Source organism: Pseudomonas sp. PSE1(2024), assembly GCF_050990555.1.
In the GTDB taxonomy this organism is placed as follows: Bacteria; Pseudomonadota; Gammaproteobacteria; order Pseudomonadales; family Pseudomonadaceae; genus Aquipseudomonas; species Aquipseudomonas aphyarum.
The window spans coordinates 6,089,766-6,111,134 of record NZ_CP158967.1 but is presented as its reverse complement, the minus strand read 5'-3'; the positions used below and the strand labels follow the sequence as shown (position 1 = coordinate 6,111,134).

The following is a 21,369-nucleotide window of genomic DNA, read 5'->3' as shown; positions in this document are numbered from 1 at the left end:
GGATGTAATCAGGCAACCGCCAAGGAACTCCCATGTACCTCACGATCATGAAGCCACAGGCGCTTCAGCAAGTCGCTGTTTTAGCCCGTGGATTGTGGATCGTTGAGGGCCCAGAAGGCTTCGTACTGGTAATCAAGGCAGGGAAAGAGCTGATTCTGGCCGCTCAGCAAAGACGTGAATTGAAGCTTTACCTCGCGCCATACAAGGCAGGCGAAACAATGGGGCTTACGCTTCTCACTGCCTGCTTTGATGACCCACAATGCCCACTGTTGATCAAAACCCCACTCATCCCTGGTGACCCACTCACCGAGGCACTGCAGAGTTTCCCTGACGAGTTCAGTGTGTGCTTTTTCGACGAGCACAACCGTGAGCTGTTCAGCTGTAAGGCCCAGGCCGAGCTCGGTCAGCTCCGAAAGGAACTCGGTACACTCAGCCACATTGGAGCAGACCACTGGCCCGAGATGTATGAGCAAGCGGACATATGGTTTAGCCTCACCACCTATGAGGACGACGCTCGTGCCACAACAGTGTTTCTTCAGGAGGATCTGTTCCCTTCCGACTATTTCATCACCGATCTTACCCGCCAGGACTTTCGAGGCTCCAAAGGCTTCTCCAACACACAGTTGGAGCGCACTGAGCCCGGTACCTTTCAGGAGCTGGATATTATCTATCTACTCCAGCGTGCATACGCGTCCGAGCGGCTCGTCCATGGGCCCTTGAAGGTGTCCGATGGCGAAGAGCTGGCTGACGTAGTGGTTATGGGCGACGAAGTGACTGTGCTGCTGCAGGCGAAGGACAGTCCCAATACACCAGCGATGTTGAACACAACGCTTGAGAGAAAGCGAAAGAAGGCCATAGGGCAGTTGAAGAATGGCCTTCAGCAACTACGTGGCGCTATTTCAACGATCAGGCGAGAAGGAAATCCAGCCTTGGCGCTTGTAGACGGCACGCCGTTGGACATTGATCTTGCTGCGCGCCCCCTGGTGGGGGTTGTAGTGGTCAAAGAGTTTTTTATCGACAACTATGATGAGTACAGCACCATGATTTTGAAATTCATGGATGAGGTAGGTGTCCGTGTCCTCGCGTTCGATTACAACGAGTTTGAGGTCATGACCCGCCACTGTCCTTCGGAAGATGCACTGCTTTCAGCGTTCTTCCAGATATCCAAATGCGCTGAGGAAAGGCGGATTTATCCTAGGCTGCGCTTCACGGATCTGCCGCCCCGTTAAATCGACTCGGGCAGGTGGAGAGCTTATCGCCTGTGACCTCGACAACTCCCTTCTAACTAGGCAGCTCTTTGAGCCAGTAACGCCTGACAGTCGCTTCAGGCAACCCCAGCGCTCGACTCACCTCCGCCTTCGACATACCACAGGCCTTGAGCTCCAGCACAGCTCGGATTCGATCTGGGCTGCTGGGTTTGCCTCGCGTGCGCTTTACCAGCCCTTCACCAGCGTCCCAGTGCTTCTTTAGGCCCTGTAAGCCTCCTAGGGCTATGAAGCTCTCCAGATCCTTCGAAGCCTTCGCCATGACATCGATAGGTGATGACCCATCTTGGAGAGCCTGACACAGCGCGACCAGAGCCACGAGGTCGAAATCTAGGGTCAGCGCGATCTTGCTCAGCTTGACCAAAGAGACCTGCGTTTTCCCTTGCTCCAATCGCGACAGATTGGCTTGGGAACTGATCTCGGCCAGCTCTTCCTGGGCAGATCCTTGCAGGTCGCGCAGAGCTCGGACTACCGCTGCTATCTCGTTCTGCATGCTGGAGGCGCTCAAAACGAAGAATAGGGCCACAGCGCTGACCGCCAATAAATATCGAATACTGGCAATAATGGCGCTCATCGTTTATCGTGGCCCCACTGATCACAGCTGTGCTGGCGCCGTCGGCATCGTAACGACCCAGATGATGATCAATTAATTGGAAAATCGTAGTCAGTGGGCCGAGGATGAAGCTTCATATACTGTCCGATCTGCATTGTGAGTTCGCTGATTTCGTTCCCCCGGTGGTGGACTGTGACGTGGTCGTATTAGCCGGCGACATCCACGTAAAGTCCAGGGGGGCCAGATGGGCCAGCCTGACCTTCGGCACGCCTGTCGTATATGCCCTGGGCAATCATGAGCACTACAGCGGGAATATAGATCGAACCCACAGCAAGCTGCTTGACGCTGCTGAGGAGCACGTCCACGTCTTGGAAAATCAGGTTTTAGAGCTCGGTGATGTGCAGTTTCTCTGTGCTACGGCTTGGACAAGCTTGGCCGCGACCGGCGACACAGTTGCTGCTTCTTGGTGTGCTCGTAACTCACTGAATGACTTTCGCGCTATCCGTGTCGGTGAACAGTATCGGCGTTTGCGCCCTGATGATCTGATCGCGAGAAACCGGAAAACGAAGGAGTGGTTAGAAGCTCAGCTGTCGCTGCCATTCAACGGAAAACGTGTAGTTGTGACTCACCATCCGCCCCTTATGAAGTTCGTGAGTGACCAAGGAGCCGATCCTCACCTGCGAGCAGCCTATGGCAACAATTGGGATGGCCTGATGGATTTCAAGATCGATCTATGGATCTTTGGCCATACCCACGAAGCTGTGGATGAGGTTGTTAATGGCGTCCGGTTTGTGAGTAATCCTCGTGGTTATCCCAATGAAGAGACTGGCTTTCGGCCAGACCTCGTTATAAATATCTAACGCCTGATAGGGCTGCCTAAAAGTTGGCATTTTCAGTAAGTGAGTAGGTTTCAAATTCGAACGTGATGGAGAATCCATGAGTTGTCTGAATTCCCAGGACTGGATGGCTGAGGGCGGAATACGATTGCCCAGTTTGGTGTCAGCCAAGTTGGCGGTTGCGCAGGCCCATGATTGGGGTGCGCTAGTGGACGCGTATCTGGTAGATGCGGCTGAAGTTGGTGATCGTTTCGTTGCGTACGTGTATGGCGATCTTTCAGGGCAACTGGTTGATGGGATGACAATTGTCACACCCCCTAGTGAGGTGATAGCGGAGGTCGAGGGCATGGCGTTATTGCGGACAGTGTCAGGCAACGATCATTACGTCATGGTCAGCCGATTGCCTGTCGCTGCTTGAGTGCCCTCGCGTCGTCAAGGACGCTATCTCTGCCTGCTTCATCGATCCGGGCGTCATCAAATTCGCTAATGGTTAATGTGTGTTTAAGGGAAGAAGCATGTCCGATTTAAAAAAGTTGACATTGACTGTTAAGAACTATGATGCTCAAGCGAGCGGTGATCTAGACGCTCTCTATCGACGTGTTAGATATGAAGATGAGCACGGCGCTACGCTCTATTTCAAAGAGGTTGTGATGCTGAAGTATCTAGCGAAACATGGTGCTTTGGCGACTGATGTTCCGCGAACTTGGTACTATAAGCATGCCTCAAAGAAATCGATAATTGTTGTCGCTTTTGAGAAGGCTGGTGGGAAAGTTGAGTGCGACTTAGATGATCTGCGGATTATTGCAAGGTCGACTTTGATAAAGGGTGTGGTTATATCGCTAGCAGCGTTCCCAGCTGGGCTTATTGCCGCAACGGCCACCTTTGGCGTTGGGCTTGTCATTATTCCGATGTTTTTGTGGTATGGGTACAGGAACGTCTTCAAGCTTCCGAAAATGCTGGGTCGAAAAACGCTGGTGGATGATTTTTCAAAATTTGGCGTTACCCTTCGATAGCTTAGTTTCTGGCTGTTGAACTAGATCCTCGTTAAAGTGGTTTGCTGTCTTGTGGGCGCTGGCCAGCGAAGGAAACTCAGATGAAGGCCCGTGCTGTAATCTTTGACGCCTTCGGAACGCTTGTAGAGATACGGCAGCCGACACACCCGTTTCGACAGTTGCTTCGAGAGGGGCGACGCCAAGGCCGCCTGCCTTGCGCTGATGACATTCGAACGATCATGACTCGTTGCCTTTCCTTAAGTGACGCTGCGCTGCACTTTGGTATCAAGATCTCTCCCTCCCAACTCGCATTTCTAGATCAATGCTTAGAGGAGGAGTTGGGTAGCATTCGGGCATATCCAGACGCGGTTGAGGCCGTTGGGCTACTGCAAGATGCAGGATTGAGACTGGCCGTATGCTCCAACCTGGCCATGGCCTACGGCCCCGTAGTGGAAAGAATTTTCCCGCACCTTGGGGCCTATGGTTTCAGCTATCGCGTTGGTGTTATGAAACCGCAAGCCGCCATCTACCAGTACACCTGCGATCTACTTAATGTCCAGCCAGAAAATGAGCTCCGTGGTCAGAGACGGATCGTCATGATTGGCGACTCAGAAAGGTGTGATCGGGATGGGCCTGGCCAGGTGGGTATCAAGGGTTACCTGTTGCGTAGGAGTGGAGACGGCGCTTCCAATCTTTCCCATTTTGCACGATCAGTGCTGAGCGATATGTAGCCACGAGCCGATCTTCAATTCGATGGTAAGCGTTGCGTCTGAGCTAAAGGGCCGCGCCACGAGGTGGCCCTGCCGGGATGCCCCCTGCACAGAGTACGAGGGGCGATCAGACCAGTATCACCAGAGGGTGAAGCATGAATGAGCTTAGGATTGTCGGGCGATGCGTTCGCTCCCCGATCGGCTGCTGGAGTGCTAGGCATCGCTGTTTTCAGACGCGTTACGAGCAGGTCTTCTCAATCGCGCTGGAAGTGTTTGGAAGCCGAAAGAAGGCGCAGCGATGGCTTGTAAGATCTGTAGTAGGTTTAGGCCGTCAGACACCCTGCAGGGTGCTGTGCACACCTATGGGATTCACAATTATCCATGACGAGATTATGCGGCTTGATCACGGCATATGTGCCTAATCCCATTTAGCCTGTTGTTGCTCTCTATCGAGTTAGTGGTCGCCATCCCAGAAGCTATGCGATTTATAGGTAAGCGTCTGCCGAACCCGTTTTGAACAACTGGATTGGAATTCCGATGTACCTATTTTCGAATTTCCATTGAGGTCGCTGGGGTAGGCTCAGGTCACTATGACAGTAGAGACAGCGTCCCTATAGGCCGCACTGATTTCGGTGCGTGGAGGTTGAAGTTATCGGTACTGTTGCTATAGGATCTTCTCAGGAGATGGCATTCCTCCTTGAAACCGCCTCGTGCTGATGATGCCTACGTAAACCCTGGACAGGGTGCGTAGGTGTGCCTCCCTGTCCCCTAATTTAGGACAGGATCTTGACTCCAAATCTCATATCAGCTCTCTATCGCAATCTGCGATTATCAGCACCTCCTCGGCTCTACCAGCCCAGAGGAGAATTGCAGCCATGCTGAAATCACTATTAGTTATCGCCATCGGTGCATCACTTGGTGCTTGGTTGCGCTGGCTCCTGGGCGTGAAGCTCAACGCACTCTTCCCGACAATTCCCCCAGGTACTGTGGTGGCGAACATGGTCGGGGGGTACATCATCGGCCTAGCCATCGCGTTCTTGGCCGCATCTCCCTCCTTAAGCCCCGAATGGCGCCTGCTAATCATCACGGGTTTTTGTGGGGGACTTACCACCTTTTCCACCTTTTCAGCCGAAACAGTTGCCCTAATCCAAGAAGGGAGATTGCTGTGGGCGCTCGGCTCAATTTCATTGCACGTCGTAGGTTCGTTAGCGATGACCGCTGCCGGACTATTGTCCTACCAAATGATTGGTACTCGCTGAGGAGATTAAAATGAAAGGTTATATGGTCGTTTTCTTCACCCAACAAAACCGTCGTTATCAAGGAAAGATGCTTGGCGAATGGATCGTCGACGTAGCTAAGGAAATGGGGCTGCGCGGTGCCACGCTATGTACTGGAATCGAAGGTTTTGGACACACTGGGAAACTACACTCATCGCACTTTTTTGAGCTGGCTGATCAACCCACGGAGATTCGCTTGGCAATCACGGAGGATGAGGCAGAGCGGTTATTCGAGCGACTGGACTGTGAGGAAATATCGGTGTTTTTCACCAAGACGCCAATCGAGATGGGCACACTTGGGAAAACACCTTCCAGCGCAGCCCCTTCCAAAGCTTCGGAGCTGTGAACATGAGCTATACGGACATTCCAGCTGGTAACGCGATCCCCGATGACTTTTTCACCGTTATCGAGATTCCTGCAAACCACTCTCCGATCAAATACGAAGTGGACAAGCCAAGTGGGCAGCTCTTCGTCGACCGCTTCCTCAGCACACCAATGTTCTATCCGGCCAACTACGGGTTTATTCCGAACACGCTAAGCGATGATGGCGATCCACTGGACGTACTGGTGGTCTGCCCTTATCCGGTCTCTACTGGCGTTGTCATTCGCAGTCGTCCGGTTGGCGTGATGTACATGACAGACGAAGCAGGCGCCGATGCCAAAGTAATCGCTGTTCCTCATGACAAACTCAGCTCGATGTACAGCGATATCAAGGAGTGCGAAGACCTTCCCGCACTTCTGCTTGCGCAGATCCAGCATTTCTTTGAGAACTACAAGGCGTTGGAACCGGGTAAGTGGGTGAAGATGGGGCGCTGGGGTAGCGCAGATGAGGCTAGGGAAGAAATCCGCAGGTCAGTAGCAGCCTACGTTCCAAAATGCCTGGTGTCTCACTAGAAAATCTGGACTGTTAGATGTGACTCCACTTATGCGGGAGTAGCTCAGTAATCTCACTCGCCCGCTGTGTCGGCAGGCGGGTACCCATCGCCAAAAATAACGAGCTAGCTGCCAACACGGGGCGTCCCCCACTTTGATCGATCCATCGTCCCACCATGGGCGAGCAAGCCCCTGCGACCAGCAGTCCCCAAGACAATCCAATCACTACGCTCGTAACTGACCATCCTGTTTCTTTGGTGATTGGTGTTGCAAGAACTGCTGGCAGGTAATAGGTCGAACTCCAAGCAAGGATTTGTGCGATGCCTAATGCCCACACAAGCTTGAATCGGTTGATAGGTCGTTGGCTGCTTTCTAGGTTTTTCACTAGCTACGGACTCTTGTTTTTTCGGACGCCAGCTGCTTAGTTTTGCGTCACGAGCGTAGGGGCGGCTTCCAACTTACGAACTCGCTTTAGCAGGTACGGAAGTATGTGTTCGGCGTCAGGCCCCACGCCTCGTAAGGTTGCAGAGGCGAAGTTGCGTTGTTTGGGCAAGCCTACAAAGTACAAGCCTGGGACGTAAGCAGCCCGCCCGTCGCGCTGCGCCACGCTTCCCCGGTCATCTATTACTGGAAGACCTTGGAGAAACTGCAGGTTCGGACGAAAGCCGGTGGCAAAAATAAGGCTATCAACGGTTTCATGCTGCCCTTCGGCCCAAATAACGCCTGTTGAAGTGACCTCGGCGAACATTGCTGCTTGATTGACGTGTCCAGATTTCAGAGCCTTTCTGTACGTACCGTTGTCCAGTACAGGTGTGCTTTGATCGTTTAGCCACTTGGTTTTCTCTAGCCCTGTCCATTTCAGCCAGGTATGAAAATCTGCTCCTAGTATCCGCTTTGGCGCGAAGCGAATCGCCTCTCGCGTAGCCAGGGTCACTGTTGCAACTTTGGATAAATCGTAAGCGATTTGTACAGCGGAGTTAGCGGCCCCAACTACGACGATGCGTTGCCCACTGAATGCTTCTGCATTCCGATAATGAGCACTGTGAAGCTGAGTGCCGCTGAAGCTTTTGAGCCCAGGGATGTCGGGTATGTAGGGACGACTGAAGGCTCCTGAGGCCACGACCACCGCTCTCGCCCAAAAGCGTTGTCCGTTCGTTGCAGTGATCTCAAATCGTTCGCCTTCCTGAGCTACGTTCGCGACCCTAATCCCTTGGAGGATAGGTAACCGGAAGAAGTCGGCATAACCTTCCAGATAACGCACTACTTCATCCCGAGAAGGGTAGTGGCCTGCTGCTCCAGGAAAAGGACGCCCCGGAAGAGAGGAATATGCAGCTGGCGAGAACAATTCAAGGCTATCGTAGTAATTACGCCAGTTTCCACCAGGCTGCGATTGCTCATCAAAAATGCAGAAATTGAGGCCGTGCTGCTTCAGGTGCCAGCCGGTCGCCAGCCCTGCTTGGCCAGCACCAATGACAATAACATCGAGCATTTCATTTATTATGTTCATATGTGCGCACTCATGCACGTATTTATGCGAAGAAGGATTAGTCCTTTTTGCCTGGACAGCACTGCGGGGCGATGCTTTTGGTGTGGACGAGGATGGCCTCTAGGCGTTTGATAATCGCTGGGCCGTCCACTTCATAGAACGTCTGGCGCCCTACCTTAGTGGCTCGAACAATCCCCGCCTCTAGTAGCACCTGGAGGTGGCGAGACACAACCGAACGCTCTTGTGGCAAGTCAGCCGCAATTTCAGTGATATCAGCACGGCCTAGTAGCATGACGCGCTTCAGCACTGCGATACGCGGCGGCTCGCACAGAGCTTTGAAGAATGCGCCGTCTAGCGATTCGATGGCAGCCTCGATCGCCTGGGTTCGGTTCATTGATATATTCATGTAACAACTATATGTGCATGTGTGTGCACATGTAAAGGGCGGGTTAACCTCGCACGGTTCTGCCAGCCCTCCGGAGGGCAGTGCCTATCTATTGACGAGCAACACCCCAGCCCAGGTGCCAAATGTCTCAATGGGATGATCGGCCAACCTTCTGCTGCAAGGCGTCGGTAGGCTAGATAATCAGCCATCCCCCATCGATAACGCCTTGCACATGTAGGACGCGGATCCAGGGCAGAGCTTTCTGAACTGTTCTGTCTGGGAAATCCGTGCCGGCTCAGAACCCCGTTGATGCACTGCGTACCCTTGCTGCTCAAAAAATCTTAGCGCTGTTGTTGTCAGCAAATGGAATCGAGCGATTCCCTGCTCGGCGGCTTTCGATTCAATAACCCGAAGCGCCGCAACACCAACCCCTTTCGATCTGTATGCCGGCTCTACGACCAGGGATCGCAGTAACCCGTCTGTGCCATGCGTTTCGAATCCTCCCCATCCGACAGTCTTGCCATCCCATGTGAACTCGAAAAAAGTTCGGCCCGGAAGATCAATATCTTCTGATGGAAGGTCAGCAGATCTCAGTGCATCTCGAAAGTGCTGCCATTGCCCACCGGCTATTTCCGTTGCCTGGATCATCATCTCCCACCCCATCCTGCCAGCTCCCTTGTGCCGCTTTGCATGGATCGTTAAGGCTCAAGCCGAAGCATCAGCGATCATATGCGCTTTACCGAATATTCGACAAAGCGTATATTCGATTTTCCATATGCATCGAGTTCAGCCATGAGCCCTCCTATCAAAGTGCTTTTCGTGTGCGTAGCCAACTCCGCCCGCTCCCAGCTTGCAGAAGCTTTGCTGCGCCATACCGATCAACGCTTTGAAGCCTTCAGCGCAGGATCCGAACCGTCTGGGGTTGATCCGCGCACGATTCAGGCACTGGAGGCAGTTGGGGTCGATGCAAAGGGCCTGCGCAGCAAATCCATCAGCGAGGTTCGAGCCGATCGATTCGATTACGTAATCACTCTTTGTGATAAATCCGCAAGCGAGTGCCTACCGATGCCCAGTGCAGGTGAAGTCATTGCATGGGATTTTCCTGACCCAGTAACGAGCGATGATCCTGGCGCATTTCGCCATACGCTTCACGACATTCACGAGCGCATCAAGCTCTTCGTTTTGGTCAAGACCAAACACCTGGAGGATCTATGACAGAACCCATGACTCCCACCACTTTATTCAAGTGCCTGGCGGATGACACCCGAGCAAAAATTTCGCTGCTCGTCGTGAGTGAAGGTGAGCTGTGTGTCTGCGAGCTAACGGCAGCACTCGACCTGAGTCAGCCGAAGATTTCTCGTCATTTGGCGCTGCTACGCTCTGCCGGTTTGCTCTTGGATCGTCGCCAGGGCCAATGGGTGTACTACCGACTGAATCCTGATTTGCCCACGTGGGTGACGGCAGTTTTGAAGGAAGTGGTAGACGCCAATCAGCAATGGCTGGAAACCGAAGCTAAGCGCCTCTGCGGCATGAACGACCGCCCGATCAACCAAGCCGTGTGTAGCTGATTCACGCCCAACCGGATTAATGAAATGCTGATTGCCGTATTGATCTTTATCGCCACCATCGTCCTGGTCATCTGGCAGCCCAAGGGGCTTGGGGTTGGCTGGAGTGCGACGTTCGGTGCCATCGTAGCGTTGCTGGCAGGCGTCGTTACCCTTGCAGACATACCAGAGGTCTGGCGCATCGTTTGGAATGCCACCGGGACTTTCATTGCGGTCATCATCATCACTTTGCTGCTTGATGAGGCAGGCTTTTTCAAATGGGCTGCGCTGCATGTAGCCCGATGGGGAGGCGGGAGCACCCGCAAGCTGTTCGCATTTATCGTCCTGCTGGGCGCAGCGGTGTCGGCCCTGTTCGCCAATGACGGAGCAGCATTGATCCTCACACCCATTGTGATCGCGATGTTGCTGGCGTTGCGTTTTTCTCCTGCTGCGACGTTGGCATTCGTCATGGCAGCCGGTTTTATCGCCGATACGGCGAGCTTGCCGCTGGTGGTTTCCAACCTGGTCAACATCGTTTCTGCCGACTATTTCGATATCGGTTTCAACGAATATGCTTCGATCATGGTGCCGGTAAACGTCGTCAGCGTGGCGGCGACGCTAGCCATGCTGCTGTGGTTTTTCCGCAAAGATTTACCAAAGACCTATGACCTCAACCAGCTGGACAATCCGGACGAAGCAATTCACGACCGCGCCACGTTCGTAGCCGGCTGGTGGGTGCTGGCGTTACTCCTGATCGGCTTCTTTGTCATTGAGCCATTGGGGGTGCCAATCAGCGCCATTGCAGCCGTCTGCGCATTCGTTCTCTATGCCATTGCGGCTCGTGGTCACGCCATTAACACGAGCAAGGTGCTCAAAGAGGCGCCATGGCAGGTGGTGATTTTTTCTTTGGGTATGTACCTGGTTGTTTATGGCCTGAAGAACGCCGGCCTGACCGACCACATCGCGCAGATCCTGAACGTGTTCGCCGGTTATGGCGTTTGGGGCGCGTCCCTGGGTACAGGGCTGCTAACAGCATTGCTGTCTTCGATCATGAACAACATGCCCACCGTTCTGGTAGGCGCTTTATCTATTCATGCCGCCGAAGTCGATGGTGCAGTCCAGCAAGCGATGGTTTACGCCAACATTATTGGCTGCGACCTGGGCCCGAAGATCACCCCAATTGGGAGCTTGGCGACTCTGTTGTGGCTGCACGTGCTGGCCCGGAAAAACATAACGATTAGCTGGGGTTACTACTTCAAGACCGGGATCGTGCTGACCGTGCCCATCCTCATCGCCACATTGTCCGCCCTGGCACTGCGCCTCAGTTTCTGAATCAAGGAATCGTCTGATGAAAGTCTTGTTCATGTGCACCCACAACAGCTGCCGCAGCATTCTGTCCGAGGCGCTTTTCAATCACTTGGCGCCCCAGGGTGTGGAAGCCGTCAGCTCAGGAAGTTTCCCCAGTGGCCGAGTGAATCAACGGGCATTGCAAACTCTGGAGGCGGCGGGTATCTCCACTGCGGGCTTGAGCAGCAAGGCTTCGGATGCTTTTGAAGGCTCGCCTCCAGACATCGTGATCACTGTCTGTGACCGGGCAGCGGGTGAGGCATGCCCAATCTTCTTCGGGCCAGCTTTGAAAGCGCATTGGGGGCTGGCCGACCCGTCTGAGGCTAGCGGGTCGGAAGCCGAGATCACCGCAGCGTTTGAAACCACACTAGCCAAAATTCACGAGCGCGTGAGCGCATTTCTTGCGCTGCCGCTGAAGACCATCAGCGCTGACCAGTTGAAAGCTGAACTGAACCGCATCGGTTCGCTTTAAAGATCAACCGAGGCGGTACCCAACCAGGCGCCGCCGTAGGAGTTTGTATGCAAGACACATTGCCGAACGTACACGCCGACCTGATCGACATTCCTTCGCTGGAGCAACTGGCGTCCCGTACGCCTTCGCTCCATAAACCTCGCATTCTCCTGTTGTATGGATCAACGCGAGAGCGCTCATTCAGCCGGTTGGTCACCCAGGAGGCGGCACGCCTGCTGAATGAATTTGGCGCTGAAACCAAGATCTTTGACCCATCAGGTCTCCCGCTGCCGGATGACGCTCCTGAAACACATCCCAAGGTCGCTGAGCTGCGCGAGCTGATGCAATGGTCTGAGGGGCAGGTGTGGTGCTCCCCTGAGCGTCACGGCTCCATGAGTGCAGTATTCAAAGCCCAAATTGACTGGGTACCGCTGGCGATGGGCGCTGTACGGCCTACGCAAGGCAAAACCCTTGCGGTGATGCAGGTCTGCGGCGGCTCGCAATCTTTCAACGTGGTCAATCAGCTACGCGTGTTAGGTCGATGGATGCGAATGTTCACCATCCCAAACCAATCTTCCGTGGCCAAGGCGTTCACTGAATTCGATGAAGCAGGCCGTATGAAACCATCCTCCTATTACGACCGTCTTGTGGACGTGATGGAGGAGTTGATGAAGTTCACGCTGTTGTTGAGGGATCGGCAAGACTATCTGGTTGATCGGTACTCCGAGCGCAAAGAGTCTGCCGAAGAGCTGTCCAAACGCGTTAACCAGCGCTCCATTTAATGCCAGTGCGAGGAAGTTGTATGAGCCAGATCACGATCTATCACAACCCGCAATGTGGCACCTCTCGCAACACCTTGGAGCTGATCCGCAACAGCGGAGAGGAACCGACTGTTATCGAGTACCTACAGACACCACCTGAACGCACCACGCTTGTCAGGTTGATCAAGGATATGGGTATCGAGGTGCGGGCCCTCCTTCGAATCAAAGGCACGCCTTACGAGGAGCTCGGGCTGGGCGATACGTCACTTACTGATGATCAGCTCATCGATGCCATGATGGTTCACCCCATCCTGATCAATCGCCCCATCGTCGTGACGCCCTTGGGCACACGGTTGTGTCGTCCGTCAGAGGCAGTCCTCGACCTACTACCGCAAGAGCAGCGCGGCAGCTTCGTCAAAGAAGACGGACAAGTCGTCATTGATGAGAATGGCCGCAGGGTCTAAACCGTTGTAAAGCAGGTGGGCCAGGGGGATGCTGGTGAATCAAAACTCGAAATTTGATGTAGTGATCATTGGCGGTGGCCAATCCGCGCTCACCGTAGCCTATTTCTTGAGGCGGACGGGCCTTTCCTATGTATTACTCGACGCCGAGTCAGCACCGGGAGGGGCTTGGCGGCATGGGTGGGATTCTCTCCGACTATTCTCGCCGTCTGCTTGGAGCTCAATTGCCGGCTGGCCCATGCCAGCAGTATCCGAGGATACTCCTGGGCGGGACGACGTTATCGACTATCTAACTTTGTACGAGCGTCGATATGACTTTCCCATCATCCGATCCACGCGGGTGAACCGTGTCGAGAAAATCGAAGGCGGATTACGGGTTGTCTCCGAGGACAGAGCCTGGGAGGCCAAAGCGGTTATCAGCGCAACTGGCACTTGGAGCCGCCCATTTATCCCAAGCTATCCTGGACAGGAGTTGTTCATCGGGCAGCAGCTTCATTCCGCTCATTACGTGGGGCCGAATGAGCTTGAGGGAAAAACTGTCCTTGTCGTCGGTGGTGGCAATTCGGGAGCCCAGATTTACGCCGAGGTTTCTAAAGTGGCTCAGGCAACCTGGGTAACTCAAGAAGCCCCGAAGTTTCTACCCGATGAGGTTGATGGGCGCGTCCTGTTCGAACGAGCGACAGCTCGATTGAAGGCGCAACAAGAGGGTGTGGAGCCTGAGCAGCCCACAGGCGGGCTGGGCGACATCGTAATGGTGCCATCGGTGAAGGATGCTCGTGAGCGCGGTGTATTGAGCGCGGTACGGCCATTCACACACTTCACATCGACAGGCGTTGCGTGGCCATCGGGAGACGAAACAAAGGTGGACGTCGTCATCTGGTGCACGGGATTCTCTCCAGCGCTTGACCACCTGAGCAGCCTGGGTGTTGTGGGCCAGGATGGTAAAGTGGCTGTGGACGAAAATAGAAGTGTTGCATCACCCAATTTGTGGCTGGTGGGTTACGGCGATTGGACGGGGCTCGCTTCAGCCACATTGATCGGCGTCACGCGTTCCGCTCGAAATGTGGTTAACCAAGTGGAAAGCTATTTGGCTGGTGAAGCCTGATAGCTTGCACGCAGTCCGGTGAACCTACCGTGGTGCCATTTCAAGCTTGGGGAAGAGAATAGGATCTAACGGAGGGGTTGTCTGACACAGCCCCAGTCTCCAATAGCCGACGTCGTGCCATTTCCCAAGCTTGAAGCCTACTTCCGGATAGGTGCCGATGTGGACGAAGCCCAGCGACTCGTGCAGCCCAACGCTGCCTTCATTTGGTTGCGCAATTCCGGCGTAAGCTGCGCGAAATCTCTGTTTTTCCAAGATCGGAAGCAAAGCCTCATAGAGCTCACGGCCAACGCCCTGCCGGCGAGCCGATTCAGCCACATAAACCGTGACGTCGACAGCCCATCGATAGGCAGCACGAGCCCTGTGTTGGCTTGCGTAGGCGTAGCCCTTGATCTCGCCATCCTCTTCAGCCACCAGGTAAGGATATGTCTGAAGTGTCGTCGCTATCCGCTGGGCAATTTCCTCAACGCTTGGCGGGGTCTCTTCGAATGAGATCGCTGTATTTAGAACAATGGGAGCATAAATGCTCTGGATGGCTTCTGCATCGGTGATCACTGCCGTACGAATTTTTAAGCCCATCTCAGCCATCCCTGATCTAAAGCAAAAAGATTAACTTTTCCGACCAGCTCTTGGTAAGGCCGGAATGTGACGGTATCGAAATTTTGGGATGCATGTCTGATCAGCGCTCAAGACTCGCAGCTGGCGAATCGAAACTCCCCAAAATTGGAATTTTCTCCGAGATTAAAGACTCATTTGATAGGTTTTCGATGATTTTCTAGCAATAGATGAAATTGACAAATGGGCAATTTTTTTACCGTTCGTCGTCTGAGTCCGTTTTATTTTCACCCCCCCTCTTGAAAATTTTTAAGCTACACGGAGTTCTTATATTTGAGGGCAAGAGAAAAAGCTGCGGTGGCCCAGGTACCGCATGTCCCGCAGGATCACGCCGGCTTTTCCATGTGATATTTACGGCTTCTAGATCACACGGTTTTGAGGACTGGAGGTGAATCTGAGGTTGGAATGATGGGGTTGGGGGCGGAGAAGAAATCGCTCTACTTTGCAGCCGCAGGCTGCTGCTTACGCTTTGACGTCAAACAATAAGGCTCTTTTGCTGGGATCAGTCCGTCTGAAATTCCACCCGTCTCGGACAACAGGCTTGGCTGGCGTCCGTCGCCTTCAATGTTCCAGCAAGACGCACTCGGTGACCTAGGCGCTTCGAAATTCGGATCTGTAAACTAAATTTTTGATCTGTAAACCTCAGCGGTTAACACGTCAAAAAATTGGTTTACAGGTGGATCTGGATTCTGGCCGCGCTTGGGGCTATTTTGCCAATTTATTGATAACGCGAGCCCGATGACCCTACTGTCTGATGGTCAGCTCTGGTCTCTTGCCTGCAAAGCTTATGGGGATGATCTTCCTGGAATCCTTGGATCGATTGTGAGCGCCTACGAGCGTCGTCCGGGGCTGAACAATCTCATCCGTGTCCACAGGTCGTTTGTCGGCGTTGATGGCTTTACAGCGCTCCGAGAGGCTCTTACTACGCACGGCTCTAGCTTCCATCAGCTCGAAGGCTGCTTGGAGATCCGTGAGCCTCTGGCGTGGCATCTCGTACGCCATCTGCAGCATAGGCTGATAATCGATGGGCAGGCCCCTGCTTCAATCCGTGATCAGTGTTTTGCGGGAGGCCTAGGGCTTTGACCTTATCCCATTGAAACACTTATCAGTGCCGAGATGCTCGCGTTGTATCTACGGGTACAGCATGAAAGCGCTGCCTTCATGCCACTGGGTAGGATCGATTTCCGTGATGTCCAGCCCATAGGTGCGTAGGAGCCAACGTGTTTGCTCGCCGTATTCACTTCCAGGCTCACTGCGACCATGTAGCGCAATGCGATTGTTGACCAAGGCGATATCGCCTGGCTGCAGAGCCACAGGTATCGCACAGTCAGCACATGCATGCTTCAAGGCGTCCATTGCCTCCTGAGCAGATGTTTGTCCGATATCAGCAATCTGCGTGGTGCGGTGGCTGAATCGAATCCACCAGTTCCCATTCACTTGGAAGAGCAGCTGCGCATCATCGACATCAAGCTCGTCACCAAGGATGGCTGCCATTCCATCGCGGAAGGTCTCCTGTGAACCGATGATGTACTGGGGCTTCTGGAGCTCATCGATATGCTCTTGGCTCAGCCGCGCCATGAGATGGTCGAGTGGCATCACCGTGGTCGGCACTTGCTTCGGGTTACGCAATGCCGACAAGCACACGAAATCCGGAGAAGGTGCAATGCGGTCATTGAGGGGGTCGCGATACCCGCGCAGTGGGAAGGTCACGCCATCGGTGTGCCCGCTCATCTTTTCCGTCGATTTGACTGTGAATTTACCTCGGCCAGGCGGGAATACCACCAGGTTCACGAACAGATCGCCTCCGTTCTCGGAGCCGTAGGAAACTGTGGCGGAATTGATAGCCGCAAGGCACGCGATCGCAGTTACTCGGGCAATGACTGTGCCTTCTGCTTCAGGCACCGGGCAAAAATCAATGGGGGTGTCGGGTAGGTCATCTGGCTGGAAGATACCCTCCAGGGTCAGGCAAGGCTGCGCCCACGCAAAGGCTTGCACCTCTGCACAGCTACTACCCCGGCTATTGAGCTCGCGTTCGATCGCAGGCTGCAGCTCACGTCCCAGATCGCTAGGGCGCTCCAAGTACTCAAGCACTTGCTCAAAGGTCATGTTCGCTCGCCATTCGCTGACTGCGACACGCACTGATTCTGAAAAGATTGCCTGGATCAATTGTGTCCCTACACGCGCGAGTGATATAAAAGTGATGTATGCCAGCGTGATTCTCACGCACGATCTCACCAGCGACCAAATCTGTCTATGAAAATGCCTAAGCTTCAGCCTGCCGATTATCTCCAAGGGTGCGCTAGTTTCCTAGCCTGCCTTAAGCCATTCATGCACCTGCGGGAGACCTCCCAGGGGATTGAGTGCGAGATGACCCTGGCTAATGGCCAGCCTGTGGTGGTCACTGGCAAGGACGAGCCGCATCTGCTGCTTGGCTTGATGTCCGTGCTCGTAGAACTGATTCCTCAAGTTCCTGCTGACGAACGGTCAGCGATGTCACCTGTCTCACGCACAGCGCCTGCGGTTAAGCAGACTTTGGAGACGACCATGCAACCTACCGCTACTACCAAAAATATCGATGAACGAACCCAAGCCCGCTTGCAAATTGGTTTAACAACCAAGGTCTCGCTTCACGAGTTGGTAAGAGACGTAGCAAAACGCCGTGGGGTATCGCTGTCGATCGCTGCGCGAGATCTGGTGCAGGACGGGCTGACTCGGTTCGATAAGGAATCAAGGACAGTAGACCCTTCGGAGCTGCTGACCGATTACGAGCGTACTGCCAATGATTACGCAGGTGCCGACTCGGAGAGTTGGATCATTCGGGCTGACAGGCGTCTGGTGATGAGAACGCGTTTACGCGCAGGCGAATATGAGCGCTCGTTGTCATCATTTGCCAACTTCCTTCTCGCCAACGCGTTGAGCCATTGCCCTCACGCTGCCGCCGTGCGTGAGGAAATGGCTAGTTCGTTTACCAGTGATGAGGCTGTCGAAGAGGCTATCAAGGCGATCGAGCAGGTCAGTGGGGTTAAAGCTCGTGCTCTCGCCCCTCAGATCGATCTAGGTGATCAACGCGGCCTGACCAACATGATCCTCGGTGGTTCGGTACTCGCGCCTACGCGTGTCTTGGCGAAGCTGGCCGTCGTTTTGAAGAAGCCGTTGGACGTTGTGTCGGTAGCCTTGGAGCGGCGGTTCGCCACCCAATGCGTTCCAGCGTTCAAAGCGACTGACGGAAAACCCACTGTGCAAGCGGAACGCAAGACGTGGAGTGTTGCAGTCAAAGAGCTTCAGCTGCCGGCTGAGGAGCAAGAGCGTCTCCTGAACCTAGAGGGCTAACTGTGAATCCATTCGACCGGGCACGTCGGCAAGCATTCGAAACCCGAGAAGCCCTGGTCGGATTGGCCGCCTCTCTAGGTGGGGTTAGCTCCTCTGAGCTCCTGGCTCATGTTGAGGACACGCTCGAAATCGCAATTGAGCGCTTACCTTTCGGGCACCCAGAGCTGGGTGGCGGAAGCGGGGTGCTCAAGCGAGAAATCCAAACCATCTACATCCGCAACGACGTGTCTCCTGGAGAAACGGCCTATCTCATCGCTCATGAGTTGGGTCACTGGTACCTCGACGGCGATCGCCCGGCACAGACGGTCGCTCATCTGGCCAGCATGACGGACTCCTACGGGAGTCAGGCAACGGTCGCGGTGGAAGCATACGGTGCTCGTGAGCGCTTGGAGCTTCAAGCCAACGTGTTTGCCCGTGAGCTACTGCTACCCCGTGGTGTCGCGAGCCAACTGTTCCATGGCGGTAGTGGTGCCACGGTCATCGCGGCCACTCTGGAGGTACCGCTGGAGATCGTTCGCCTTCAGCTCTTCGACGGCATTTTGCTCCCCATATTGCCTCCTGCTCCACCTCCTCCTCTGCCGCTTATGACGCAGGGACAGCAAGATGCTGCTACCGCGCCGGAAACCTTCGTCAACGTTGTTGCCGGGCCAGGTACTGGTAAAACGACGACACTGATTCATCGCATCAAACACCTGGTCGAGCGGGGTATACCTCCCAGCCAAATCTTGGTGCTGACCTTCACGAACAAGGCGGCTCATGAATTGGTGGAGCGCCTGAAGGTATCTGGTATCGCCGGAGCCGCCGACGTGTGGGCCGGTACTTTCCATGCATTCGGGCTCGAATTCCTTCGCAAATATCATCAGATTTTCGGCTTGGAGTCCGATGTTCGGCTCGCAGATCCGCTGATGCAAGTTCGCCTGATGGTGAGCACGCTGCCCAAGGTGCGGCTCAAGTATTATCTGCGGCTTCAGAACCCCTACGATTGGCTACCTGGCGTTCTGGGCCATATCAAGCGACTCAAGGAAGAATGCCTTACTGTTGCTGACTACCGAGCACGCCTGGCTGCACTGCCGGCCTGCGAGCCGGATGTAGCCAATGAACGCGAAGACATCGCCACCCTGTTTGAAGCCTATGAAACCGCAATGCGGGCTGAGCATTTGGTCGACTACGTTGACCTTATTGCCCTCCCTGCATCCCAGGCCAAGCGGGATCGAACGAGCGTTGCTCAGTACATCGACCATTTCTCGCACGTGCTAGTGGACGAGTATCAGGATGTCACCGAGGTCATGGTCGACCTCCTTCGGCAATTGGCTCTCAATGCTCAGTCATTCTGGGTCGTTGGTGACGTGCGCCAGGCCATCCACCACTGGCGAGGCGCATCGATCCGTAGCTTGATGAACTTCGGCGCCACCTTCCTGAGCACCATTCCCGGAGCCACGGTGCGCCGTTACGCTCTCGACCTGAACAGGCGAAGCACCCCTGAGATCCTGGAGCTATTCTCCTGCGCTGGCATCCATCATGCACTCAACGATCGGATGCCTCTGGAGCCAGTCGCAGCGTTTCGTCCCTCGATCGGGGTCATACCAACCCTGTATGAATGCGACTCGAAGCCCTCCCAAGCCGTCACGATCGCTCAGCGCATTGATGGGCTGGTGCAGAGGGGTGTCCCGTACAGGGATCAAGTCGTGATCAGCCGTAAATCGGCAAACGTTGAGCAAATTGTTGAAGCACTTGAAAACCTGAATGTGCCAGTGCTGCACATCGGCGATGTCTGTCAGCGCCCTGAGATCAAGAAGCTGCTGTGCCTGATGGAATTGCTGTGCATGCGACAGCCGCGCTCCTTGGTCGGGCTGATCTCTGAGCCAGCATTTCGGATGCCACCCCAAGACATCGAGCACCTCATATTCCTGACCCGCAAAGGCGCGGGATTGAGCATGCAGCGAGGCCGTTGGCTGTGGCTGCCTACGCCAGGCCTATCGCCCGCTGGCCAGCAAGCCAAGTCAAATTTGGCGTCGCTGTTGGAAGGGCTCAAGCGCAATTCAAGGCCTTGGGATTTTGTCTCCAAAGTACTGCTCGATCAGCGCTACGGTCTTCCAAACCCTGCTGATCAGACCATACAAGCCCATACTCAGCGCTTGGCAACATGGCTGTTCGTCTACGCCGTACGCAATGGTGACGGCGATGTCCGCCAGGCACGGCTTTCTCAGTTCCTGCTTCGCGAGGAGCTACGCCGTAGGATCGGAGAAAAGCTAGGGGATCGTGGTTTACCGCCTGAAGCGCGAGTCCTGGATGCGGTGAGCGTCATGACCGTGCATTCCAGCAAGGGGCTTGAGTACCCAGCAGTTCACGTCACCGATGTTGACGACGCGTCATACGGCGCCAATCGACCCTATGCATACGATGTGCGGGGATTAGATCTCATCCCCCCGGAAGTGCTTAACAGCAACGGGGCAGAGTTCATGTTCGAAGAACGGGTGGAGCGCAATAACCTGCTCTATGTCGCTCTGTCTCGGGCCCGTGATTACCTATATCTCTATGAGATCAGCGGGTGGCCACGTCCAGTTCCGCTCAATCGCGCTGCTGCCACGAGTCTGGTTAAGCGCTCGGGGGTGAAGGTACCGCCCGCACCCATCATACCTCTGCCGTTGGCTAGCAGCACCGTGATACCCACTGTGAGCTATGAGGCCTTCCAGGCCTACATGAGCTGTCCCCTCCAGTACCACTATCGCTATGAGCTAGCGCTCACTGCCGAGCAGGAAATCGACGTCTCGATCCGTGCTCGTTGGGCGATTATGGACATGCTGTTGGCCGTGGCGAGGGACGGCACTGATCCCAACACGGCATTTCAAGCCGCATGGGCGTTACACGGTCTACCAGATAGCGCAGAAGATCCTGGCTTGATGGATGACGCGATTGCCGCCGCCAAACGTGGGCTGGTGGTGGTAAACAGCGTCGGCGGTTCCGTTGAAGAAGGGATGGTTTCCGAAGTCAACGGTGTGCGCATTGAGCTCCCTTGGATGATCGCCGATAAAGGGCAACTGCACTGGATTCGAGCTCAGACGGGGATCCAGTACACCCTTAGTCACCTCCGGCCCATGATGCTTGATATCAATGGCTCTCGAAGGCCGAGTGCGAAGATCTATTCCATAATCACTGACCAGCACGTGATGGATGGCCCTTCCAGGCAGGTCGCAAGTACGTCCGTATACAAGATGGCTCAACGTTTTGCTGCAGGTGATCGCTCTGCTTCCAGAGGTCGCCATTGTGGGCGCTGCGCCTATCTGAGCATCTGTGCCAACATCCCCTGATTAACCTCGTACTCCAGCGCTGTATCGCTGGGCTATCTCTCAAAAGCGCGGAAAGGCGTGTGCTGAGATGAGG

Annotated in this window: 24 protein-coding genes and 1 riboswitch; of the genes, 18 read left to right on the top strand and 6 right to left on the bottom strand. The window is 54.6% G+C overall.

Translation table 11 applies throughout. The annotated features are described in order from the left end of the window. Window positions 1-32 precede the first annotated feature (32 nt). Window positions 33-1,229, top strand: coding sequence for a hypothetical protein (locus ABTV87_RS27870; RefSeq protein ID WP_433898679.1), 1,197 nt, complete (start codon window positions 33-35; stop codon window positions 1,227-1,229). A gap of 52 nt (window positions 1,230-1,281) precedes the next feature. Here ABTV87_RS27870 and ABTV87_RS27865 read toward each other — a convergent pair whose 3' ends face one another. Beyond that, window positions 1,282-1,839 (bottom strand): helix-turn-helix domain-containing protein, encoded by a 558-nt coding sequence (locus tag ABTV87_RS27865; protein ID WP_433898678.1) that lies wholly within the window; start codon window positions 1,837-1,839, stop codon window positions 1,282-1,284. 104 nt (window positions 1,840-1,943) lie between these two features. Here ABTV87_RS27865 and ABTV87_RS27860 point away from each other — a divergent pair, with 104 nt between their 5' ends. From ABTV87_RS27860 to ppa, 8 genes are all read left to right on the top strand, one after another. Further along, window positions 1,944-2,678, top strand: a complete 735-nt coding sequence (locus tag ABTV87_RS27860; RefSeq protein WP_433898677.1) for a metallophosphoesterase — start codon at window positions 1,944-1,946, stop codon at window positions 2,676-2,678. Between the two features lie 76 nt (window positions 2,679-2,754). Then, complete coding sequence (locus tag ABTV87_RS27855) at window positions 2,755-3,072, top strand: hypothetical protein (protein ID WP_392489205.1); 318 nt, start codon at window positions 2,755-2,757, stop codon at window positions 3,070-3,072. A gap of 97 nt (window positions 3,073-3,169) precedes the next feature. Beyond that, a complete protein-coding gene (locus ABTV87_RS27850; protein WP_392489204.1) occupies window positions 3,170-3,667 on the top strand; it encodes a hypothetical protein in 498 nt (165 codons plus the stop codon). An 80-nt stretch (window positions 3,668-3,747) separates the two neighbouring features. Further along, window positions 3,748-4,377, top strand: a complete 630-nt coding sequence (locus tag ABTV87_RS27845) for an HAD family hydrolase (protein WP_433898676.1) — start codon at window positions 3,748-3,750, stop codon at window positions 4,375-4,377. A gap of 134 nt (window positions 4,378-4,511) precedes the next feature. After that, window positions 4,512-4,778 (top strand): antitoxin Xre/MbcA/ParS toxin-binding domain-containing protein, encoded by a 267-nt coding sequence (locus ABTV87_RS27840; RefSeq protein WP_392489202.1) that lies wholly within the window; start codon window positions 4,512-4,514, stop codon window positions 4,776-4,778. Window positions 4,779-5,027: 249 nt separating this feature from the next. Continuing rightward, window positions 5,028-5,089, top strand: a riboswitch (Fluoride riboswitch). A 142-nt stretch (window positions 5,090-5,231) separates the two neighbouring features. Then, complete coding sequence (crcB, locus tag ABTV87_RS27835; protein ID WP_392489201.1) at window positions 5,232-5,615, top strand: fluoride efflux transporter CrcB; 384 nt, start codon at window positions 5,232-5,234, stop codon at window positions 5,613-5,615. 10 nt (window positions 5,616-5,625) lie between these two features. Next, entirely contained in the window at window positions 5,626-5,979 is a 354-nt protein-coding gene (locus tag ABTV87_RS27830) for a DUF190 domain-containing protein (protein ID WP_433898675.1), read from the top strand. Window positions 5,980-5,981: 2 nt separating this feature from the next. Further along, window positions 5,982-6,527, top strand: a complete 546-nt coding sequence (ppa, locus tag ABTV87_RS27825) for an inorganic diphosphatase (RefSeq protein WP_392489200.1) — start codon at window positions 5,982-5,984, stop codon at window positions 6,525-6,527. A gap of 400 nt (window positions 6,528-6,927) precedes the next feature. On the opposite strand, the gene ABTV87_RS27820 is transcribed toward ppa, so the two are convergent. The 3 genes from ABTV87_RS27820 to arsN2 form a co-directional block, all read right to left on the bottom strand. After that, window positions 6,928-8,013 (bottom strand): flavin-containing monooxygenase, encoded by a 1,086-nt coding sequence (locus ABTV87_RS27820; protein ID WP_433898674.1) that lies wholly within the window; start codon window positions 8,011-8,013, stop codon window positions 6,928-6,930. A gap of 37 nt (window positions 8,014-8,050) precedes the next feature. After that, on the bottom strand, window positions 8,051-8,386 hold the full coding sequence (locus ABTV87_RS27815; RefSeq protein ID WP_433898673.1) for an ArsR/SmtB family transcription factor: 336 nt from the start codon (window positions 8,384-8,386) through the stop codon (window positions 8,051-8,053). 192 nt (window positions 8,387-8,578) lie between these two features. Next, window positions 8,579-9,025: an arsenic resistance N-acetyltransferase ArsN2 gene (arsN2, locus tag ABTV87_RS27810; RefSeq protein WP_392489237.1), complete on the bottom strand. Its 447-nt coding sequence runs from the start codon at window positions 9,023-9,025 to the stop codon at window positions 8,579-8,581. Window positions 9,026-9,169: 144 nt separating this feature from the next. Between arsN2 and ABTV87_RS27805 the strand changes: the two genes are divergently transcribed. Genes ABTV87_RS27805 through ABTV87_RS27775 form a run of 7 tightly spaced genes read left to right on the top strand, consistent with a single transcriptional unit; the run spans window position 9,170 to window position 14,046 of the window. After that, the gene (locus tag ABTV87_RS27805) at window positions 9,170-9,592 is read left to right on the top strand and encodes an arsenate reductase ArsC (protein WP_433898672.1); all 423 of its coding nucleotides are present in this window, start codon (window positions 9,170-9,172) and stop codon (window positions 9,590-9,592) included. Further along, the gene (locus ABTV87_RS27800; RefSeq protein WP_236166795.1) at window positions 9,589-9,945 is read left to right on the top strand and encodes a metalloregulator ArsR/SmtB family transcription factor; all 357 of its coding nucleotides are present in this window, start codon (window positions 9,589-9,591) and stop codon (window positions 9,943-9,945) included. Before ABTV87_RS27805 ends, ABTV87_RS27800 begins: the two co-directional genes overlap by 4 nt. Before the next feature lie 24 nt (window positions 9,946-9,969). Continuing rightward, window positions 9,970-11,253 (top strand): arsenic transporter, encoded by a 1,284-nt coding sequence (locus tag ABTV87_RS27795; RefSeq protein ID WP_433898671.1) that lies wholly within the window; start codon window positions 9,970-9,972, stop codon window positions 11,251-11,253. Window positions 11,254-11,269: 16 nt separating this feature from the next. Beyond that, window positions 11,270-11,740: an arsenate reductase ArsC gene (locus ABTV87_RS27790; RefSeq protein ID WP_392489195.1), complete on the top strand. Its 471-nt coding sequence runs from the start codon at window positions 11,270-11,272 to the stop codon at window positions 11,738-11,740. A 47-nt stretch (window positions 11,741-11,787) separates the two neighbouring features. Continuing rightward, window positions 11,788-12,501 (top strand): arsenical resistance protein ArsH, encoded by a 714-nt coding sequence (arsH, locus tag ABTV87_RS27785; protein ID WP_392489194.1) that lies wholly within the window; start codon window positions 11,788-11,790, stop codon window positions 12,499-12,501. Between the two features lie 20 nt (window positions 12,502-12,521). Then, on the top strand, window positions 12,522-12,944 hold the full coding sequence (gene arsC, locus ABTV87_RS27780; RefSeq protein WP_392489193.1) for an arsenate reductase (glutaredoxin): 423 nt from the start codon (window positions 12,522-12,524) through the stop codon (window positions 12,942-12,944). A 28-nt stretch (window positions 12,945-12,972) separates the two neighbouring features. Beyond that, window positions 12,973-14,046: an ArsO family NAD(P)H-dependent flavin-containing monooxygenase gene (locus ABTV87_RS27775; RefSeq protein WP_392489192.1), complete on the top strand. Its 1,074-nt coding sequence runs from the start codon at window positions 12,973-12,975 to the stop codon at window positions 14,044-14,046. 24 nt (window positions 14,047-14,070) lie between these two features. Here ABTV87_RS27775 and ABTV87_RS27770 read toward each other — a convergent pair whose 3' ends face one another. Beyond that, complete coding sequence (locus tag ABTV87_RS27770; RefSeq protein ID WP_433898670.1) at window positions 14,071-14,622, bottom strand: arsinothricin resistance N-acetyltransferase ArsN1 family B; 552 nt, start codon at window positions 14,620-14,622, stop codon at window positions 14,071-14,073. Window positions 14,623-15,789: 1,167 nt separating this feature from the next. Then, window positions 15,790-16,881, bottom strand: a complete 1,092-nt coding sequence (locus ABTV87_RS27765) for a TauD/TfdA family dioxygenase (RefSeq protein WP_392489191.1) — start codon at window positions 16,879-16,881, stop codon at window positions 15,790-15,792. A gap of 144 nt (window positions 16,882-17,025) precedes the next feature. Between ABTV87_RS27765 and ABTV87_RS27760 the strand changes: the two genes are divergently transcribed. Both ABTV87_RS27760 and ABTV87_RS27755 read left to right on the top strand, forming a co-directional pair. Beyond that, window positions 17,026-17,988, top strand: a complete 963-nt coding sequence (locus tag ABTV87_RS27760) for a hypothetical protein (RefSeq protein WP_392489190.1) — start codon at window positions 17,026-17,028, stop codon at window positions 17,986-17,988. Between the two features lie 2 nt (window positions 17,989-17,990). Further along, on the top strand, window positions 17,991-21,296 hold the full coding sequence (locus tag ABTV87_RS27755) for a UvrD-helicase domain-containing protein (protein ID WP_433898669.1): 3,306 nt from the start codon (window positions 17,991-17,993) through the stop codon (window positions 21,294-21,296). The last annotated feature ends 73 nt before the right edge of the window (window positions 21,297-21,369 follow it).

Coding starts and splice junctions, on each gene's coding strand:
- arsH (WP_392489194.1), top strand. CDS start 11,788: ATGCAAGACACATTGCCGAACGTACACGCCGACCTGATCGACATTCCT.
- ABTV87_RS27820 (WP_433898674.1), bottom strand. CDS start 8,013: ATGAACATAATAAATGAAATGCTCGATGTTATTGTCATTGGTGCTGGC.
- ABTV87_RS27795 (WP_433898671.1), top strand. CDS start 9,970: ATGCTGATTGCCGTATTGATCTTTATCGCCACCATCGTCCTGGTCATC.
- ABTV87_RS27865 (WP_433898678.1), bottom strand. CDS start 1,839: ATGAGCGCCATTATTGCCAGTATTCGATATTTATTGGCGGTCAGCGCT.
- ABTV87_RS27760 (WP_392489190.1), top strand. CDS start 17,026: ATGACCCTGGCTAATGGCCAGCCTGTGGTGGTCACTGGCAAGGACGAG.
- ABTV87_RS27800 (WP_236166795.1), top strand. CDS start 9,589: ATGACAGAACCCATGACTCCCACCACTTTATTCAAGTGCCTGGCGGAT.
- crcB (WP_392489201.1), top strand. CDS start 5,232: ATGCTGAAATCACTATTAGTTATCGCCATCGGTGCATCACTTGGTGCT.
- ABTV87_RS27855 (WP_392489205.1), top strand. CDS start 2,755: ATGAGTTGTCTGAATTCCCAGGACTGGATGGCTGAGGGCGGAATACGA.
- ABTV87_RS27845 (WP_433898676.1), top strand. CDS start 3,748: ATGAAGGCCCGTGCTGTAATCTTTGACGCCTTCGGAACGCTTGTAGAG.
- ABTV87_RS27840 (WP_392489202.1), top strand. CDS start 4,512: ATGAATGAGCTTAGGATTGTCGGGCGATGCGTTCGCTCCCCGATCGGC.
- ABTV87_RS27805 (WP_433898672.1), top strand. CDS start 9,170: ATGAGCCCTCCTATCAAAGTGCTTTTCGTGTGCGTAGCCAACTCCGCC.
- ABTV87_RS27815 (WP_433898673.1), bottom strand. CDS start 8,386: ATGAACCGAACCCAGGCGATCGAGGCTGCCATCGAATCGCTAGACGGC.
- ABTV87_RS27850 (WP_392489204.1), top strand. CDS start 3,170: ATGTCCGATTTAAAAAAGTTGACATTGACTGTTAAGAACTATGATGCT.
- ABTV87_RS27790 (WP_392489195.1), top strand. CDS start 11,270: ATGAAAGTCTTGTTCATGTGCACCCACAACAGCTGCCGCAGCATTCTG.
- ABTV87_RS27770 (WP_433898670.1), bottom strand. CDS start 14,622: ATGGGCTTAAAAATTCGTACGGCAGTGATCACCGATGCAGAAGCCATC.
- arsN2 (WP_392489237.1), bottom strand. CDS start 9,025: ATGATCCAGGCAACGGAAATAGCCGGTGGGCAATGGCAGCACTTTCGA.
- ppa (WP_392489200.1), top strand. CDS start 5,982: ATGAGCTATACGGACATTCCAGCTGGTAACGCGATCCCCGATGACTTT.
- ABTV87_RS27860 (WP_433898677.1), top strand. CDS start 1,944: ATGAAGCTTCATATACTGTCCGATCTGCATTGTGAGTTCGCTGATTTC.
- ABTV87_RS27775 (WP_392489192.1), top strand. CDS start 12,973: ATGCTGGTGAATCAAAACTCGAAATTTGATGTAGTGATCATTGGCGGT.
- arsC (WP_392489193.1), top strand. CDS start 12,522: ATGAGCCAGATCACGATCTATCACAACCCGCAATGTGGCACCTCTCGC.
- ABTV87_RS27870 (WP_433898679.1), top strand. CDS start 33: ATGTACCTCACGATCATGAAGCCACAGGCGCTTCAGCAAGTCGCTGTT.
- ABTV87_RS27830 (WP_433898675.1), top strand. CDS start 5,626: ATGAAAGGTTATATGGTCGTTTTCTTCACCCAACAAAACCGTCGTTAT.